Source organism: Oceanococcus atlanticus (genome assembly GCF_002088235.1).
GTDB classification, from domain to species: Bacteria; Pseudomonadota; Gammaproteobacteria; order Nevskiales; family Oceanococcaceae; genus Oceanococcus; species Oceanococcus atlanticus.
This window is the reverse complement of sequence record NZ_AQQV01000001.1, coordinates 1,204,151-1,220,796: the sequence shown is the minus strand read 5'-3', so window position 1 is coordinate 1,220,796 and position 16,646 is coordinate 1,204,151. Positions and strand designations below refer to the sequence as shown.

At 62.2% G+C, this 16,646-nt stretch carries 9 protein-coding genes and 1 pseudogene; 3 read left to right on the top strand and 7 right to left on the bottom strand.

The window, feature by feature from the left end:
* Nucleotide 1 precedes the first annotated feature (1 nt).
* The 4 genes from ATO7_RS05720 to ATO7_RS05705 form a co-directional block, all read right to left on the bottom strand.
* Nucleotides 2-1,207 carry an EAL domain-containing response regulator gene (locus tag ATO7_RS05720; RefSeq protein ID WP_083560368.1) on the bottom strand — a complete coding sequence of 402 codons (1,206 nt, stop codon included), beginning with the start codon at nucleotides 1,205-1,207 and terminating at the stop codon, nucleotides 2-4.
* A gap of 88 nt (nucleotides 1,208-1,295) precedes the next feature.
* The gene (locus ATO7_RS05715; RefSeq protein ID WP_083560366.1) at nucleotides 1,296-1,595 is read right to left on the bottom strand and encodes a hypothetical protein; all 300 of its coding nucleotides are present in this window, start codon (nucleotides 1,593-1,595) and stop codon (nucleotides 1,296-1,298) included.
* A 79-nt stretch (nucleotides 1,596-1,674) separates the two neighbouring features.
* Nucleotides 1,675-2,313 (bottom strand): TetR/AcrR family transcriptional regulator, encoded by a 639-nt coding sequence (locus ATO7_RS05710; protein WP_083560364.1) that lies wholly within the window; start codon nucleotides 2,311-2,313, stop codon nucleotides 1,675-1,677.
* 74 nt (nucleotides 2,314-2,387) lie between these two features.
* A complete protein-coding gene (locus tag ATO7_RS05705; protein WP_083560362.1) occupies nucleotides 2,388-2,561 on the bottom strand; it encodes a rubredoxin in 174 nt (57 codons plus the stop codon).
* A gap of 98 nt (nucleotides 2,562-2,659) precedes the next feature.
* Here ATO7_RS05705 and metH point away from each other — a divergent pair.
* Nucleotides 2,660-6,355 (top strand): annotated as a pseudogene (gene metH, locus ATO7_RS05700) (methionine synthase).
* 2 nt (nucleotides 6,356-6,357) lie between these two features.
* Here the strand turns inward: metH and ATO7_RS05695 are convergent.
* From ATO7_RS05695 to ATO7_RS05685, 3 genes are all read right to left on the bottom strand, one after another.
* Nucleotides 6,358-7,224 (bottom strand): universal stress protein, encoded by an 867-nt coding sequence (locus tag ATO7_RS05695; protein WP_330395394.1) that lies wholly within the window; start codon nucleotides 7,222-7,224, stop codon nucleotides 6,358-6,360.
* A gap of 3 nt (nucleotides 7,225-7,227) precedes the next feature.
* Nucleotides 7,228-8,706 (bottom strand): SulP family inorganic anion transporter, encoded by a 1,479-nt coding sequence (locus ATO7_RS05690; RefSeq protein WP_169712859.1) that lies wholly within the window; start codon nucleotides 8,704-8,706, stop codon nucleotides 7,228-7,230.
* A 235-nt stretch (nucleotides 8,707-8,941) separates the two neighbouring features.
* Nucleotides 8,942-10,615 (bottom strand): 2-isopropylmalate synthase, encoded by a 1,674-nt coding sequence (locus ATO7_RS05685; RefSeq protein ID WP_083560358.1) that lies wholly within the window; start codon nucleotides 10,613-10,615, stop codon nucleotides 8,942-8,944.
* Nucleotides 10,616-10,787: 172 nt separating this feature from the next.
* On the opposite strand from ATO7_RS05685, the gene ATO7_RS05680 reads away from it, so the two are divergent.
* Together ATO7_RS05680 and ATO7_RS05665 are read left to right on the top strand one after the other, a co-directional pair.
* Entirely contained in the window at nucleotides 10,788-11,279 is a 492-nt protein-coding gene (locus tag ATO7_RS05680) for an Lrp/AsnC family transcriptional regulator (RefSeq protein WP_083560356.1), read from the top strand.
* A 104-nt stretch (nucleotides 11,280-11,383) separates the two neighbouring features.
* The gene (locus tag ATO7_RS05665; protein WP_146680161.1) at nucleotides 11,384-16,564 is read left to right on the top strand and encodes a PKD domain-containing protein; all 5,181 of its coding nucleotides are present in this window, start codon (nucleotides 11,384-11,386) and stop codon (nucleotides 16,562-16,564) included.
* The last annotated feature ends 82 nt before the right edge of the window (nucleotides 16,565-16,646 follow it).

Below are 16,646 nucleotides of genomic sequence, written 5' to 3'. Positions count from 1 at the left end.
TTCAGGCGGCGATACTGCGGCTGTGCTTGCGAAACTGCGCGTGCCAGGCCGGCAGCGCATCAGGGAGCATCGGTTTGGCGATGAAGTAGCCTTGCAGAACGTCGCAACCCATGTCTCTAAGGAGTTGGCATTGGCGTGGGGTTTCCACACCTTCGCCGACTGTCTTCAGACCCAGATCATGCGCCATGCGAATGCTTGATTTGACGATGGCCTGAGCGTCTTCCGAGCGCTCGATCTGGCGGACAAAAGCCTGATCGATCTTGAGCCAGCGAAAAGGTGTGTCCTGCAGCTGCTGCAAGTTCGCAAAACCCGTTCCGAAGTCGTCCACGGAAAGGTCAAAGCCAAGCAGGCCAAGGCGGCAGGCCACCTCAAGATTGGATGTCCCCGGAGCAGGAACCGCAGTTTCGGTGAGCTCCAGGATGACATCACGCGGGCTGATGTGATGGGCGGAAATCGCGCGTGATAACCACTCGGGAAAGCCGGTGTCGGACATCGTGACCGCAGACACATTGATGCTCAGACGTGGTGACAGCTTGTGGGGTGCCCACTGGTGCCAGGCGCGCCCGACTTCAGTGATCAAATTCTCGTTCAGCTCGCCGATGATGCCGGCTTTTTCAGCCGCGATGATGGCGTCGGCGGGTGAGCGACCTGAAAGATTCGGGTGACTCCAGCGGCTCAGAACTTCAACAGCAACCAGGGTCATGTCGCGGGCACGCACTTCAGGCTGAACCACGATGTGATGACCGCCTTGGGCGAGCGCCTCGCGGATGTCCTCGACTCTGACCGCGGCCTGGGCTTTATGTGTCGTGGGCGGCGCCAGGTTGGGCAGTTGCCGAAACTGATCCAGCATCTGGCTGAGCACGCGACGGCTAACCGGTTTGCGCAGTACCCCTAGCACGGACAGATCGTGGCCAACACCAATACGTGATGCGGCCTGCATGATCTTGTCGCCCAGGGCGCTCATGATGATGACGCGCACGCGATTGCGGTATTTGTCGAGCGCTGCAATCAATGCGATGCCGTCGAGATCGGGCATGCGCAGATCCGTGACCAGAAGGTTGATTTGCGGATGCTGGCGCAGCACGTCGAGTGCGGCACGCCCTGACTCCACGGTTCGCACGGTGCTGACCTGCAATGAGATCAGTTGCTCGGCGACCAGCCCCCGGGTGACGGGGTCGTCATCAACGACCAGCGCATGTATGGCCATGGCGTATCCCCTGCGGCGTGGTGGATTTAGATCGGGGCGCGGCGCCGATGTGGCGCGCTTTTTACCGATTGCATGATCCGGGCCACGCTCAGTGGCTGCGCGACGCCAGGCCTGCCGCGATGGGCTCGGAGCCCAGCGCTTCACGCAAGCCTTCACGCACCTGCATGCGGCAATGGGTTTGCGTGCGGCCGGCGCTCTGACATTGCTTCAAGGCTATGGCCGAACGGGTGGCCAGCCATTGACGCTGGTCGGGGCGCAAATCCACGTGCGGCCAGGCCGCGCGGATCATGAAATCGTAGCGTGAGATATCGGCCGCGTCAGCGGTTGGCCGCGCTTGCGCACTGAGGCTGAGCAAAGCGGCAATTGTCCCAATCAGGATGTGGCGCATAACGAGGCTCGCTGAACATTTGAGCCTTGATTAAATCCGCTGGAGCGTCAACAAAACGTCAATGGGGTGACGCGATTTGTCAGTCGGTTTGAGGGCACAGCCGATCGGCCAGATGGTGTGCGCCATGCGCCCGGAAATAGGTCTTGCCCAAGGTCAGCATCAGCCGCTCAACCACTTCGAACGGCTCCACCCGCAGGGGCAGCACTATGCCTTCCCATACGGCGACAGCGGTGCGCGCCATGTCGTGGGCCGGGATGTCAGAACTCATAACGCCTTCGTCCAGGGCGCGCTGCATGATGTGCTCGATGGCCTGAATCGAGGCCTGATCAAAGCGTCGGTGGGCCTGAATCGCAGCGTTGGTATTGAGGCTGCCTGAGCCCAGCCAGTAGCCCGCAACGCCGTTGCGAATGCGTGTATCACGCAGCAAGTTCACCACGCCGTAAAACATCTGACACAGCTGGTCGCCGGTGTCGGTCGCGCGCTGCATGCTGCCGATCACATGCTGGTTGAAGATCTGGTGCAGCATGCGCTGGCAATCCAGATACAAGGCTTCTTTACTGTCGAAGTGCCAGTACAGCGCGGCTTTGGTGATGCCGGAGGCTTCAGCCACCTTGAGCATGGACACGCCGTCAAACCCGTAGCGCCCAAACATCAGAAAAGCTTGCTCGCGGATGCGTTCGAGTGTGTCGCCTTGTTCGTTGGCGGGCTTGCGCGCCATGTGGGAATTGTCCGATCGGTCAGTGCCTTGGAGTATAACCACGGCACTGACCGGCCCGACAAGTGTGGTCCTGTCTAGCCGACTTCGACCATTTCAAAATCGGATTTCGGCGCGCCGCAATCAGGGCAGGTCCAATCGTCGGGAACGTCTTCCCAGGCTGTTCCGGGTTCAATGCCTTCGTCGGGCATGCCCTCGGCTTCGTTGTATTCAAAGTCGCAGACCAGACAGCGCCAAATCTTGTTAGCCATGAAATCTCATCGTGTGTTTTGGGTGAAAGCGGCAGGATAATAGCGTCTGAGGCCTTGCTGGGCTAATATATCCCTCTATCCGGATAAATAGATATACGATGAGTTCAACGGCTGAGATCACTCGCGCGCTGGGGCAGCGCATCCTCGTGCTCGACGGTGGCATGGGGACCCAGATTCAGGCCCACAAGCTGGACGAGGCCGCTTATCGCGGCGAACGCTTTGCCGATTGGGGCCAGGATGTGAAGGGCAATAATGACCTGCTGTCCCTGTCCCAGCCCGAGATTATTCGCGATATCCATGTGCGCTATTTGCAAGCGGGTGCCGATATCGTGGAAACCAACACCTTCAATTCGACCTCCATTGCGCAAGCAGACTACGGAATGGAGTCGCTGGTCTACGAACTCAACAAGGTGTCGGCGGAGCTGGCCCGTGCCGCCTGCGAAGAGGTGGCCACAGCAGACAAGCCGCGCTGGGTGGCAGGTGTTCTGGGCCCAACCAACCGGACCGCGTCGATTTCGCCCGACGTCAATGACCCCAGTTTTCGCAATGTTACTTTCGATGAGTTGGTCGAATCGTATCTGGAAGCCCTGCGTGGGTTGGAAGACGGTGGCTCTGACCTGATTCTGGTCGAAACCATTTTTGACACCCTCAACGCCAAGGCTGCGTTGTTTGCGATTGATCAATTCTTCGAGGGGCGTGAGGCGCTGCCGGTGATGATTTCCGGCACGATTACGGATGCCTCGGGCCGGACTTTGTCCGGTCAGACGACAGAGGCGTTCTACAACTCCTTGCGCCACAGCCGGCCGCTGACTTTCGGGCTGAACTGCGCGCTCGGCCCGGACTTGCTGAGACAGTACGTGGCGGAGTTGTCCCGCATCGCCGAGTGTGCCGTCAGCGCTCACCCCAATGCCGGCTTGCCCAACGAATTTGGCGAATATGATCTGGGTCCGGAAGACATGGCGGTACACATTCGTGAATGGGCCGAATCCGGCTTGCTCAATGTTGTGGGTGGGTGTTGCGGGACCACGCCCGAGCACATCGCAGAGATTGCCCGGGTGGTGGAAGGCCTGGCGCCGCGTGCGCCACGTCAAGCGGATGGCGTGATGCGCTTGTCCGGCCTCGAACCGTTCAACCTAGCATCGGCATAAACCATGAGTACAGCGCAATTCGTCAACATCGGTGAACGCACCAACGTCACCGGCTCCGCGCGCTTTCGCAATCTGATCAAGGACGGTGATTACGACACCGCCTTGGAGGTGGCGCGTCAGCAGGTCGAGAGCGGTGCTCAGATCATCGACGTCAACATGGATGAGGGCATGCTCGATTCCAAGGCGGCGATGGTGCGTTTCCTCAATCTGATCGCAGCCGAGCCCGACATTGCCCGGGTGCCGATCATGATCGATTCCTCCAAGTGGGAGGTGATCGAAGCTGGCTTGCAATGCATACAGGGCAAGGGTGTGGTCAACTCGATCTCGCTCAAGGAAGGCGAAGCCCAATTTCTGGAGCAAGCGCGCAAAATTCGCCGTTATGGCGCGGCAGTGGTGGTCATGGCCTTCGACGAGACCGGCCAGGCCGACACCGAGGCGCGCAAGGTCGAAATTTGCCAGCGCAGCTTCAAACTGCTCACCGAGGTGGTGGGCATGGCGGCCGAGGACATCATCTTCGACCCCAATATTTTTGCCATCGCCACCGGGATCGAAGAGCACAACAACTACGCGGTGGATTTCATCAATGCGGCGCGGCGCATCCGTGAAACCTGTCCCGGTGTGCACATCTCCGGTGGGGTTTCCAATGTGTCTTTCAGCTTCCGCGGCAACGAGCCCGTGCGCGAGGCGATTCACTCGGTGTTTCTGTTTCACGCCATCGCAGCTGGCATGGACATGGGCATTGTGAATGCCGGTCAGCTCGCGGTTTACGATGATCTGGATGCCGACCTGCGTGAGCGGGTCGAAGATGTGGTGTTGAATCGTCGCGAAGACGCCACCGAGCGCTTGCTTGAAGTGGCGGAAAAATACCGCGGCTCGGGTGACAAAGCCGAAGCGGTGACCCTGGAATGGCGTGAAAAGCCGGTGCGTGAACGCATCACCTACGCTCTGGTCAAGGGGATCGCAGATTACGCCGAAGACGATGCCGAAGAGCTGCGCCTGGAGATTGCCGCGGCCGGCGGGCGTCCGATCGAGGTGATCGAAGGGCCGTTGATGGACGGCATGAACGTGGTTGGCGATCTGTTCGGCGCCGGCAAGATGTTCCTGCCCCAGGTGGTGAAATCAGCGCGGGTGATGAAAAAGGCTGTGGCTCATCTGATCCCGTTCATCGAGGCCGAGAAAAGCGACAATGCCGAGGCCAAGGGCAAGATCCTGATGGCCACGGTCAAGGGCGACGTCCATGACATCGGCAAGAACATCGTTGGCGTGGTCCTTCAGTGCAACAACTACGATGTCATCGACATGGGTGTGATGGTGCCCGCGGCCAAAATTCTGGAAACCGCGCGTAAGGAAAAGGTCGACATCATCGGCTTGTCCGGCCTGATTACACCCTCGCTGGACGAGATGGTGTTCGTCGCCAGTGAAATGCAGCGCGAAGGTTTTGAGATCCCGCTGATGATTGGTGGCGCCACCACCTCGCGCGCACACACGGCGGTCAAGATCGACGGCGCCTACGACAACGAAGTGGTGTGGGTGAAAGACGCCTCGCGCTCGGTAACGGTGGCCTCAAAACTGCTGTCCGGCGGCAAGGCCGAGTTCATGGCCGGGGTCAAGACCGAGTACGACGGCATTCGTGAGCGTCATGCCAACAAGCGCGGGCGGGAAAAGTTGCTGGCGCTGAGTGAGGCGCGGGCCAATGCCTCGCCGATCGAGTGGCAGGGCTATGTCCCGCCGGTGCCGAAGAAGCTTGGCTTGAGTGTGTTCGAGGATTTCGATCTCAGCGAAATTCGCGCCTACATCGACTGGACCCCGTTCTTCATTTCCTGGGAGATGAAGGGCAAATATCCGGACATACTCAACAACCCCACAACCGGCCCCGAAGCGCGCAAGCTGTTTGACGAAGCCAATGCGATGCTGGACACCCTGATCGCCGAAAAGTGGATTCAGGCCAATGCGGTGATCGGCCTGTTCCCGGCCCAGCGTGTTGGCAGTGACGACATCGAAGTCGACCTGGGTGATGGGCGCAGCACCGTGCTGAGCATGCTGCGTCAGCAGTCGGTGCACCGTGCCGGCGTGCCCAATCGCAGCCTGGCCGACTACATCGCGCCGGCCGGCCATGCCCACCCCGACTATATCGGCGCCTTTGCCGTGACCGCGGGTATCGGCGTGGCCGAAAAGGTGCAGGCCTTCAAGGACGATCACGACGACTACCGCGCGATTCTGCTGGAAGCGCTGGCCGATCGACTGGCCGAAGCCTTTGCCGAATTGATGCACCAGAAAGTGCGTCGCGAATACTGGGGTTATGCGGTCGATGAAGCGCTCGAGAACGACGCCCTGATCGCGGAAAAATACCGCGGTATTCGTCCTGCGCCCGGCTATCCGGCGTGCCCGGAACATACCGAGAAGGGCAAGCTCTGGAGCATGCTGGACGTTGAGGCCAACGCGGCGATCAAACTCACCGAAAGCTACGCCATGTGGCCTGCTGCGGCCGTGTCCGGCTGGTACTTCTCGCACCCGGAATCACAGTATTTCGTGACCGGGCGACTGGGCAAGGATCAGGTGGCCGACTACGCCGAGCGCACCGGCATGACGCTGGAGACCGCTGAGAAGTGGCTGGCGCCGTATCTGGGTTACGACCCGGAGGACTGAGCTCAGCGCAACAGCAGCGCGGGAATCTTGGCCGCACGTAGCAGGTCGGTGGTGCGGCTGCCGACCAGCAGGCTGCGAATGGGTGAGTGGCTGTAGGCGCCCATCACCAGCATGTCGATGGCGTGATGCTGAACCTGGCGCGCGATCACGGTTTCGGGATCGCCGGCAATCATCTCTGCGCTGCCGTCAAAGCCGGCCTCACGCAGCGTGGCGTGGGCGGCATCGAGCAGCTTCTGTCCTTCATTGCGGGGTTTGCCGGACATCAGCAGATGCACGGTCATGCCTTTGAACAGCGTGCTGCGGGCAACCAGCTGCACCCCGCGGCGGCTCATGCGCCCGCCATCGAAGGCGATCAGGGCCGAGCGTGGCGGGCGAAAATCCTCGGTCACGGTGAGGATCGGCTGGTTGAGGTTGCGCACCACGCTTTCCACGTTGCGACCAAGGTCGCGCTGGGTGTGTTCGGCGGAGGCACCGCGTCGGCCGAGCACGAACAAGCTCACATCGGCCTGCTGTTCGCGCAGGGTGTCGTGCAATGAGCCCTGGCGCTGACGCATGTCGACATTGTCCACACCGGCCGCCAGCGCGCGTTCGCGCAGGCGATTGAGAAACACTCGGCCGCGCTCGCGGGCCGCTTTGCTGCGTGTCTCGTCCTGGTGCGACAGCTCGTCCAGCAGCATTTCCTGGGCGTCGATGCCGATGGCGCCGGAGTGATCGGCCTGGGTGGCGATCTCGGCGTGGCGCTCGATGATGTGCAGCAACTCCAGCGCCGCATCCAGGCGCTGCGCGGCCCATGCGGCGTAGTCGGCCACGTGGTCGGCGAAATGCGACTGGTCGACGCAGGCCATGACTTTGTCGTGCGTGTTCATCATCGATCAGTGCCCCAGCAGCAGGTCTTCGGCATCGTCCTTGTCATGGACAGCAAATTTGTCGACCAGGGTCACACTGGCCTCGTTGAGGCCGCTGACGTCGACTTCTGTCCCTTCGCGGCGAAACTTCATCACCACCTTGTCGAGCGCACTGACCGCGGTGATGTCCCAGAAGTGCGCACGGCTGACATCGATGTGAACCTTGTCGATCACCTCATCGTAATCGAAGGCATTGATGAAGCGATCGGCGCTGGCAAAGAACACCTGGCCGAAAACCTGATAGCGACGGCTGCGCCCCTCGTCGGCAATCTGTGAGCGCACGCTGAGGATACGGGCGACCTTATGGGCGAAGAAGAAGCCGGACAGCAGCACCCCGCTGAGCACGCCCTTGGCCAGATCGTGGGTGGCCACGGTGACCACCACGGTGGCGATCATCACCACGCTGGAACTGGGCGGGTGCTCGCGCAGATTACGTATGGACTGCCAGTTGAAGGTGCCGATCGAGACCATGATCATCACCGCAACCAGCGCGGCCATCGGAATCTGGCTGACCCATTCGCCCAGGAACACCACCATGATGAGCAGGAACACCCCGGCGCACAGGGTCGACAGGCGGCCGCGGCCACCTGATTTCACGTTGATCACGGACTGGCCGATCATCGCGCAGCCGGCCATGCCGCCGATCAGGCCGCTGGCGATGTTGGCCACGCCCTGACCCACGCACTCGCGGTTCTTGTTGCTTTTGGTGTCGGTCAGGTCATCGACGATGGTCGCGGTCATCAGCGACTCCAATAGCCCGACCACCATCAGGGTGATGGAGTAGGGCAGGATGATCATCAGGGTTTCGAAATTGAACGGCACCTGGGGCAGCAGGAACACCGGCAGGCTGTCGGGCAACTCGCCCATGTCGCCGACCGTGCGGATGTCCAGGCCGGCGGCCATCGACACCGCCGTCAGCACGATGATGGTCACCAACGGTGAAGGCACCGCCCGGGTAAAACGCGGCAGGGTGTAGATGATGGCCAGCCCGGCTGCGGTCATGGCGTAGACATGCCAAGTCACGTTGATCAGTTCCGGCAGCTGTGCGGCGAAGATCAGTATGGCCAGGGCGTTGACGAAGCCGGTCACCACCGAGCGCGAGACAAAGCGCATGAGCACACCCAGCCTGGCCCAGCCGGCGATGATCTGCAGTACCCCGGTGAGCAGGGTGGCGGCGAGCAGGTATTGCAGCCCGTGTTCCTTGACCAGGCCAACCATGACCAGTGCCATGGCCCCGGTAGCGGCCGAGATCATGCCCGGGCGGCCGCCGGTGAAGGCGATGACCACGGCAATGCAGAACGAGGCGTAGAGGCCGACCTTGGGGTCGACCCCGGCGATGATCGAGAAGGCAATGGCTTCCGGGATCAGGGCCAGCGCCACGACCAGGCCGGCCAGCACATCGTTGCGGATATTGGAAAGCCAGTCCTGGCGGAGGGTTTGCATCATGTTGATTTGCACAGCAGGCAGCCGGGAGCGGGCAGGCGAGCGCCGCACTCGGCAGAACATCGGGGGTCAGGTGCGCTGTGTCGTGGGGATTAGAACCGCTGAACGAGGCGGATCGGACAAGCGCGCGGATGCTGATTCTACGCGTTATGTTGCTGTGCAGCAATTTCGCTCTGGGCGCAGAGTGAGCCCGAGCGATGCGCGTGGCCTGCGCAGTTGTGCAGGCCACGCTGCGGGCTTAAGCCGTGGCGGCGGCGGGTGCAGCGTTGTGGCTGGTCACGCCAGCGCGTGCAACCGCGCTGAGCAAAGCCTGCAGGGTTGCCGATGTGGTGTCTTCGGCCAGCGCGGCGGCGCTGAATGGCGCGCCGTTGATCAGCACGCGGATGCAGGCCAGTGCGTTGGCTGCGGTGCCTTCACCCAGGGCAAACTCGTCGTAGGCTTCGACCGCGATTTCGGCCGCGCAGTGCTGCTGCAGCGCGGCGACCACGGCTTCGACCACGCCGTGCCCGTGCCCGCGCAGGCTGATCTCGCCAAAGCTCAGGGCGGCTTCGACACCATCATCGCCGCGGTGCAGGTCGTAGCCGTGCAGCTCCCAGCCCGCCGCGATGTTCAGATAGTCGCGCTCGAACAGCTGATGGATGCTGCGTGAATCGATCTCGCCACCGGTGTTTTCGGCTTCGCGCTGAACCACTTGGGCAAACTCGATCTGCAACCAGCGCGGCAGGCTGATGCGGTAATCACGCTCCAGCACATGGGCCACGCCGCCCTTACCGGACTGACTGTTGATGCGCACCACTTCTTCGTAGCGGCGTCCCAGATCCGCCGGATCGATGGGCAGATAGGCCACATTCCACACATCGCCGTCCTTGCGTTGCGTCAGACATTTGCGAATGGCGTCCTGATGGCTGCCGGAGAAGGCGGTGAAGACCAGCTCGCCCGCGTATGCGTGGCGCGGGTGGGTGCTGATTTCGGTGCAGGCTTCAACCGTTTCGATGATCTCGCGCATGCCGGACAAATCCAGCCGAGGGTCGACGCCCTGCGAGTACAGGTTCATCGCGGCGGTCACCAGATCCATGTTGCCGGTGCGCTCGCCGTTGCCCAGCAGGGTGCCTTCGACCCGGTCGGCGCCGGCCATCACGCCCAGTTCGGCTGCAGCCACGCCGCAACCGCGGTCATTGTGGGTGTGCAGGCTGATCTCGACGTGCTCGCGCCAGCGGATGCTGTCGCAGATGGTCTCGATCTGATCGGCATACACATTGGGGGGGGCCATTTCGACCGTGGCCGGCAGGTTGATGATGACCCGCTGGCCTTGATCCGGGCGCCACACGCCGGTCACCGCGTCGATGACCTCAACGGCGTAATCCAGTTCGGTGCCGGTGAAACTTTCCGGCGAATACTGGAAGGTCCAGTCGGTTTGCGGATTTTGCTCGGCATGCTGTTTGACGATCTCGGCCCCGCGCACAGCGATGCCCTTGATGCCTTCACGGTCCATGCCGAAGACCTGCTCGCGCTGCACCGTGGAGGTGGAGTTGTACACATGCACGATGGCGCGGCGCGCGCCTTTCAGGGCTTCAAAACTGCGCGCGATCAGCTCCGGGCGGGCCTGGGTCAGGACCTGGATGGTGACATCCTCCGGAACCCGCTCTTCCTCGATCAGCTTGCGGCAGAAATCGAAATCTGGCTGGCTGGCGGCCGGAAAGCCGATTTCGATTTCCTTGACGCCGATCTTGACCAGCAGATCGAACAGGCGCTGTTTCTGCTGCACGTTCATGGGTTTGATCAGCGCCTGGTTGCCGTCGCGAAGGTCCACCGCGCACCAGGTCGGCGCGCTCTCGATGACGCGATCCGGCCAGCGCCGGTCGGTCTTGCGGATAGGGGCGAACGGACGGTATTTGCTGTGATCAAAAGCCATAAGTGTTCTCTTCGCGCGACTGCGGTGTGGGTTTTGGTCCGGTCAGGTGGTCTGCCGATGGGACAAATTGTACGCCCGAAGCGACGCAATAGGTTTGCTTTTTAGGCCTTTGTTCATGTCAAATTGGCATGAATCGCTAAAAATAAACCGAACATTGGTATAAATCGTCTTTATGGCCGCAAAGCAAGTCAGTCTTGATCGTCTGGATCAGCGCATACTCGATGAGTTGCAACGCGACGGGGGGCTGACCAACCAGCAGTTGGCCGAGCGTGTCGGGCTGTCCGCCTCGCCGTGCTCGCGCCGGGTGCGGGCCCTGGAGGATGCCGGTGTGATCCGGCGTCGCGTGACCCTGCTTGATCACAGAAAGCTGGGTTTGTCGCTGACCGTGATCGTGCTGATCGGCATGGATCGGCACACCCCGGAACGATTCGCCAGTTTCGAGGAGCAGGTGGCGGCTTATCCGGAGGTGCAGGAGTGCTATCTGATCACCGGTCAGGAGGCCGACTACCAGCTCAAGGTGGTGGTGCCGGACATGGACACCTATCAGGAGTTTCTGCTTAACCGGTTGACCCGTATTCCCGGGGTCAGCGGGGTGCATTCCAGTTTCGTGTTGCGGCGGGTGATTGATAACACCGAGCTGCCACTGGCTTACGTGGAGTCCTAGCCAGAAATTACGACTGTGGATCCAGTCCTCTATGACTAAAATCCTGCACAGCCGCTCCGTCAAATTCACAACGATATCCGGAGCCGGGGGTGTAGGAGACCAAAATGATCAGATCGCCGTTAGGTGTGGCCGCGCTGTGCGCCAGCTTTTTTGTGCTGGGCTGTTCCAGCGATGACGTCGGAGGCGGGCAAGTCGCCAACCAGGTGGGGCAGTTCCACGACAGCGCCGTTCAGGGGCTGGCCTATAGCGGCTTGGGTGGGCAGGGGCTGACCGACCCAGCGGGGCATTTCAGCTACCTCGGCGATGAGCCAGTGAGCTTCGCCATTGGTGACATTCAACTCGGCCAACTGATCCCTGCAGCCTATGTCACTCCGTTGGATCTTCGCGCTGCGAATGGTCTGTCCGACGCCCCGGATGCGGTTTTCAATATTGCCAGGTTGTTGCTCACGCTGGATGCGGATTGCGAGCCGGCTAACGGCATCCAGCTGCTTGCGCCGGTGAGGGAAGCCGGGCAGCAACGCAGTCTGGTGTTTGATCAGGCCGCTGCGGCGTTCGCCAACGACCCGCAGCTTGAAGCATTTCTTCAGGCCAGCGGCACCGAGCGCTGCCCGCAACTGGTGTCGATGGCGGCCACCCGAGCCCATCTTGGCGCCACTGTTGATCACATCCGGCTTCATGGTGCGGCCAATCAGGCGCCGATGGCGGCTGCACAGGCACCCTCCACCGTCGTTTCCGGCTGGGACGTCAGCCTCACCGGGCTGGGCAGTGACAGCGATGGGCAGATCAGTTTCCGTTGGCAGCAGCTGGACGGGCCGGCGGTTCAGTTCAGTGATGCGCAACAGGCTTCACCGACGTTCATTGCGCCCAGCGTTTCCATGCAGACACAGGTGACGCTGCGCTTAACGGTCACCGATGACGATGGTGCTTTCGACCGTAGCGACGTGCGTATCACGATCCTGCCGGAAGGCAGCCCAACCCCAACGGCAACGCCGCAGACCAGCGCTTCGCCAAGTCCGGCGCCGACCAGCAGCGCCAGCCCCACGCCGGGCGTCAGTCCGTCGCCAAGCGCGACACCCAGCCCTACGGCGACACCGACAGCCACTCCGTCGAACAGTCCGACGCCGGCACCCAACCAGCCGCCGCTGGCCGATGCCGGGGCCGCCCAGTCAGTGTCCAGTGGCGATAACGTTGATCTGACGGGCAGCGGTTCGGACAACGAAGGCAGCGTGAGCTTTTTTTGGGCCCAGCTGAGTGGCCCGGCGGTCACGCTCAGCAATGCCGATCAGGCGCAGGCCAGCTTCGTGGCGCCGCAGGTCGATCAGACCACCGACCTGGTGTTTGAGCTGACCGTACGTGACAGTGACAACGCCGAAACCAGTGACACCACCACGGTGGCCGTGTCACCGGCGCAGACCGCCAACTTGCCGCCGGCCGCCGATGCCGGTGCGGATCAGCAGGTGCAAAGCGGCGCTGGCGTGGTGCTGGATGGCAGCGCCAGCAGCGACCCCGACGGCACGATCAGCAGCGTGTTGTGGGCACAGCTCGACAATGGCGCGCCGCAGGTTGTCCTGAATGATGCCGATCAACTGCAGGCCAGTTTCACCGCGCCCGATGTGTCCGTGGTTACAGATCTGCTGTTCGAGCTCAGCGTTAGCGATGATGATGCGGCCAGCGATACCGACACGGTGCGTGTCACGGTGGCGCCGCAGCAGGTGTCTGGCGCTGCGCCGGACTATGGCAGCGGTTTGCTCGGCCTGCTGGCGGCCACCAGCGCCGACATCAGCCCGCTGCTCACCGCCTTGCTGGACAGCAATCCTGAGGGCGTGGCGGAGCACACCACGACGGCGGTAGGCAATCTGGTCGAAAACCTGTCTGATCTGGCCGAAGGCTTTGATCCCGCGCGCCCCGGGGAAACCGGTTTGGGGCTGGGCGGCGAGCTGGACGAGGTGGTGCTGCAGCTGCTGGGCACAGCGCGTGACGCCGCGCCAGTGGTGCTGACCGGCTCCAAGCTGGCCGGTTGGTCGGTGCCCGCGGCCTTCGGCGTGGCCTATCCGTATCCGTCCGGAGCACTGTACAGCGGCATACTGCTGGACCCGGTCGGTCGTGGTCAGGTGCGTGATGCGCACAATGGCGAGATGCTTTATCCCCTGGCTGGCAGCCTCGGCGCGCAGGGCCATGTGGCAGTCGAGAATCTGGCCGCGTTCCGTTTCGATGCTGACAGCGGCGAGTTTGTCGAAATCCCGTTGCAGGTCGATGAGCGCGCGCCTTATTTCCTGGCCAATGCCAATTCCGGTTTCTCGACCTATTCCGGCACCGATCCGGAGAACACCTATGTGTGGGACAACGGCGATGACAGCCACACCCACGGGGTGGAAAGCTGGATGATGGTCGACGGCAGCTGCACCCGGCAGTATCCGGCAGGCCAAGGAGCTAAGCCCGACCCGGTGCAAGGCCTGGATGATGACGATGAGATCGTGTTCATGGCGCGTGATGCGGGCGATCTCTACAGCGGGGTGGACTTCCCCGACGACTGGCACGCCGTGCAGTTGATCAATGTGCTCGATCCGCTGGCGCCGCAAAGCGTGCGCGCGGTGTACCTGGTGGTGCGTCCGGGTGGTTCAAGTTACTCGGCCGCCAGTGGCTACATCAACTACCAGCGTGCGGACGATGCCGATCAGTGGATCGATCGCAACCTGTTTGCCGGCGACGATCCGGAGAAGCTGGGCACCAGCAACACTTCGTACGGGGCCAATCTGTCCGGCACGGTGTGTGTGGCCGAGCTGGAGCAGTACCACGGTGATGCGGCGCAATGCAGCTTCGACTCCGGCGAGAACATGTATGTGTGTCCGTCGAGCGACCGCTTCCCGCGTGACGGCCTGAGCGTGACCACCGACACTTACCGGTTCCAGGCTTCGGGTCGTTGGATGGTGCGTGATTTGCGGGTGCGCGCCCCTGACAGCGAGGGGGCCGAGCAGTGGGCGCAACGGCCTGATCTGATCGACCGCTGGAAGGGTCGGGCATTCCAGCAGTCGCCGGATTCGGTCATCTCTCTGGTCGGCTTCGAAGATGAACAGGTCAACTGGGAGGCTAACAGCGCCCTGATTGGTGAGCGTTGCGGTCCGGTGCGCTGCATCCGCGAGGTCTGGGGTGCCGATTCCGGCACCAATGTGACCAAGACCGAGACCTTCTATCGCGACGCCATCAGCTACCACTACCGCGTACGCGTGCACCCGATCCCGCCAGATGGTTTGTACACCAGCTGGGATTACAACCGTGAGGCGATGCTGCCGAGTGCCGAGGAAGCGGCTGCCGGGGTTGCCGCGGGGCGTTACTACACCATGCTGCGGCCCCAGGGCGTGCCGATCGATGGGCGCAACGATGACCTGGGCAATGTCGACGGCTACGCGCCGATTCCGCTGCTTGAGTGTGTCGGCAACGATGGCTCCGTCCCGCCGGCCAGCAATGGCCGCTGTCCGTTCTTCGTCGATGTCACCGACCCCAGCTTCAACGTGCCGCTGGCCTTTAACAATTGGGAGCAGGTGTCGGGTAAAGGCGATGCCGGGTCGCTGATCTACAGCTTCGAGCTGGTTGGGCTGACCTCGCTGGCCAATCCGCTGGTGGTCCCCTACTACCGCGACGATGCCTGCCTGGATGATGGCACCGGCGATGATCCGGTGGCGCGGCCCTATCCGGGGGAAAGCTACGAATGGAGCAATGGTCTGGTGCGGCAGTCGTATGACCAGCAGGCCGGCTATCCGCTGGATTACAGCGGTGCCACGCTGCAGGACTGTGAGCAGCGTCAGGGCGCCTATGGCAGCCATGGCATTCACTACTTTGTGACCCATGACAGCGACAACGCCTTCACCCCGCTGACCAGCACCGAGATCGACGCACGCCAGTGGCAGTACATCGTGCCGACACAGACCCCGCACAACATCGGCGAGCCCTACGCCAACAATGTGCGCGTGCCGCTGCTGGCGGTGGCCGTGCCGCTGAGCGCGCCGCCGTTGCCGGATCTGCCACTGATGGGCGAGCCGTCGCAGGCGGCTTGCCATGTGGCGACGCCGCCCGCTCTGATGCACCTGCTGGGCTCTTTGCATGAGCACAGCGGTTTCTCCGATGGTGAGATCGCGACCACACCGGCCGATTACTACGCCGCGGGCAAGGCTCAGGGGCTGGATTTCATGGGCGGTGCCGAGCACTCCGACAACATGCTGCTGCCGATCACCCTGGATACCGGCTGTGCCTCGGCGGAAGTGCTGGATTGCCTGCAGCTGTCACCGGACGGGCTGATGAAATGGCAGGCCACCCAGCGCATGGCCGATGAGGCTTCCGATGACCAATTCAGCGCATTTCGTGGCTATGAGTGGACATCGGACCGTTTCGGTCATATCAGCGTGTATTTCTCCGAGCACAACATCAATGCCAAAACCAGCAGTGGTTACCTGGCCAGCATGGAGGATTTCTGGTTGTGGCTGGGAATGCCGGCCAACCTGGGCGGTGGCAACGATGCCGTGGCGGTATTCAACCATCCCGGGCGCGAGGATGCCTTCCACAGCCTGTGCGACAACTTTGGTCCGCTGGACAGCGCGTGCGAGGTGGTCATTGATGGTGATCCGGCTTATGCCTGGAACAATCTGGCATTCCGGCCAGACGCCGCGGCGCACATGGTCGGAATCGAGATGTTCGGCAAATCCAGCGACTACTACGAAGCGGACCACGATGCGCCGGACGGCGGCTGGTTCGCCCACGCGCTGGATCAGGGCTGGCATCTGGGTCCGGTTGGGGCCGAGGATGAACATGGAGTGATGTGGGCTCAGCCGCACCGGGCCAAGACTGTTCTGCTGGCGCCTGACCGCTCGCGCGCGGCGCTCAAATCGGCCATGCAGGCGCGCCGTTTCTACGCCCTGGCTCACGGCTACAACACCGTGCGGATTGCGTTCGATGCGCTGAGCAGCAACAACGTGCGCTGGCCCATGGGCAGTCGCGTGGCGGCAGACAATCTGAGCTTTGAAGTCGAGGTGTCTGGTCTGGTTACGCCGCGCATTCAGGTCATCGGGCCGGGCGGTGTCGTGCTGCATGAGCATGATGGTGCCAATTTCAGCTTCAACGTGACGCCCGACAGCGATGAGCAGTGGCGTTACGTGCGCATCCTGGATCTGGGCGATGCTGATGGCGATGGGCAAAGTCCAGAAGTGGCGGCGGTCAGTGCACCGATCCGCTTCCGCAACGGGCCGGCCTATCCGCTGTGCGCCGCCGATACCCAGCCCCCGGCCGAGCCCTGATCGGTCACCGCGTGGGGCATGCAGGCCAAGACATGAAATAAGCATTGCAGCGCATCGCACAACCTGCTGTGATGCGCGTCTG

Excerpts from the sequence above, each read along its gene's own strand:
- ATO7_RS05690 (WP_169712859.1), bottom strand. The coding sequence starts at position 8,706 with ATGATGCAAACCCTCCGCCAGGACTGGCTTTCCAATATCCGCAACGAT.
- ATO7_RS05680 (WP_083560356.1), top strand. The coding sequence starts at position 10,788 with ATGGCCGCAAAGCAAGTCAGTCTTGATCGTCTGGATCAGCGCATACTC.
- ATO7_RS05695 (WP_330395394.1), bottom strand. The coding sequence starts at position 7,224 with ATGATGAACACGCACGACAAAGTCATGGCCTGCGTCGACCAGTCGCAT.
- ATO7_RS05720 (WP_083560368.1), bottom strand. The coding sequence starts at position 1,207 with ATGGCCATACATGCGCTGGTCGTTGATGACGACCCCGTCACCCGGGGG.
- ATO7_RS05710 (WP_083560364.1), bottom strand. The coding sequence starts at position 2,313 with ATGGCGCGCAAGCCCGCCAACGAACAAGGCGACACACTCGAACGCATC.
- ATO7_RS05705 (WP_083560362.1), bottom strand. The coding sequence starts at position 2,561 with ATGGCTAACAAGATTTGGCGCTGTCTGGTCTGCGACTTTGAATACAAC.
- ATO7_RS05685 (WP_083560358.1), bottom strand. The coding sequence starts at position 10,615 with ATGGCTTTTGATCACAGCAAATACCGTCCGTTCGCCCCTATCCGCAAG.
- ATO7_RS05665 (WP_146680161.1), top strand. The coding sequence starts at position 11,384 with ATGATCAGATCGCCGTTAGGTGTGGCCGCGCTGTGCGCCAGCTTTTTT.
- ATO7_RS05715 (WP_083560366.1), bottom strand. The coding sequence starts at position 1,595 with ATGCGCCACATCCTGATTGGGACAATTGCCGCTTTGCTCAGCCTCAGT.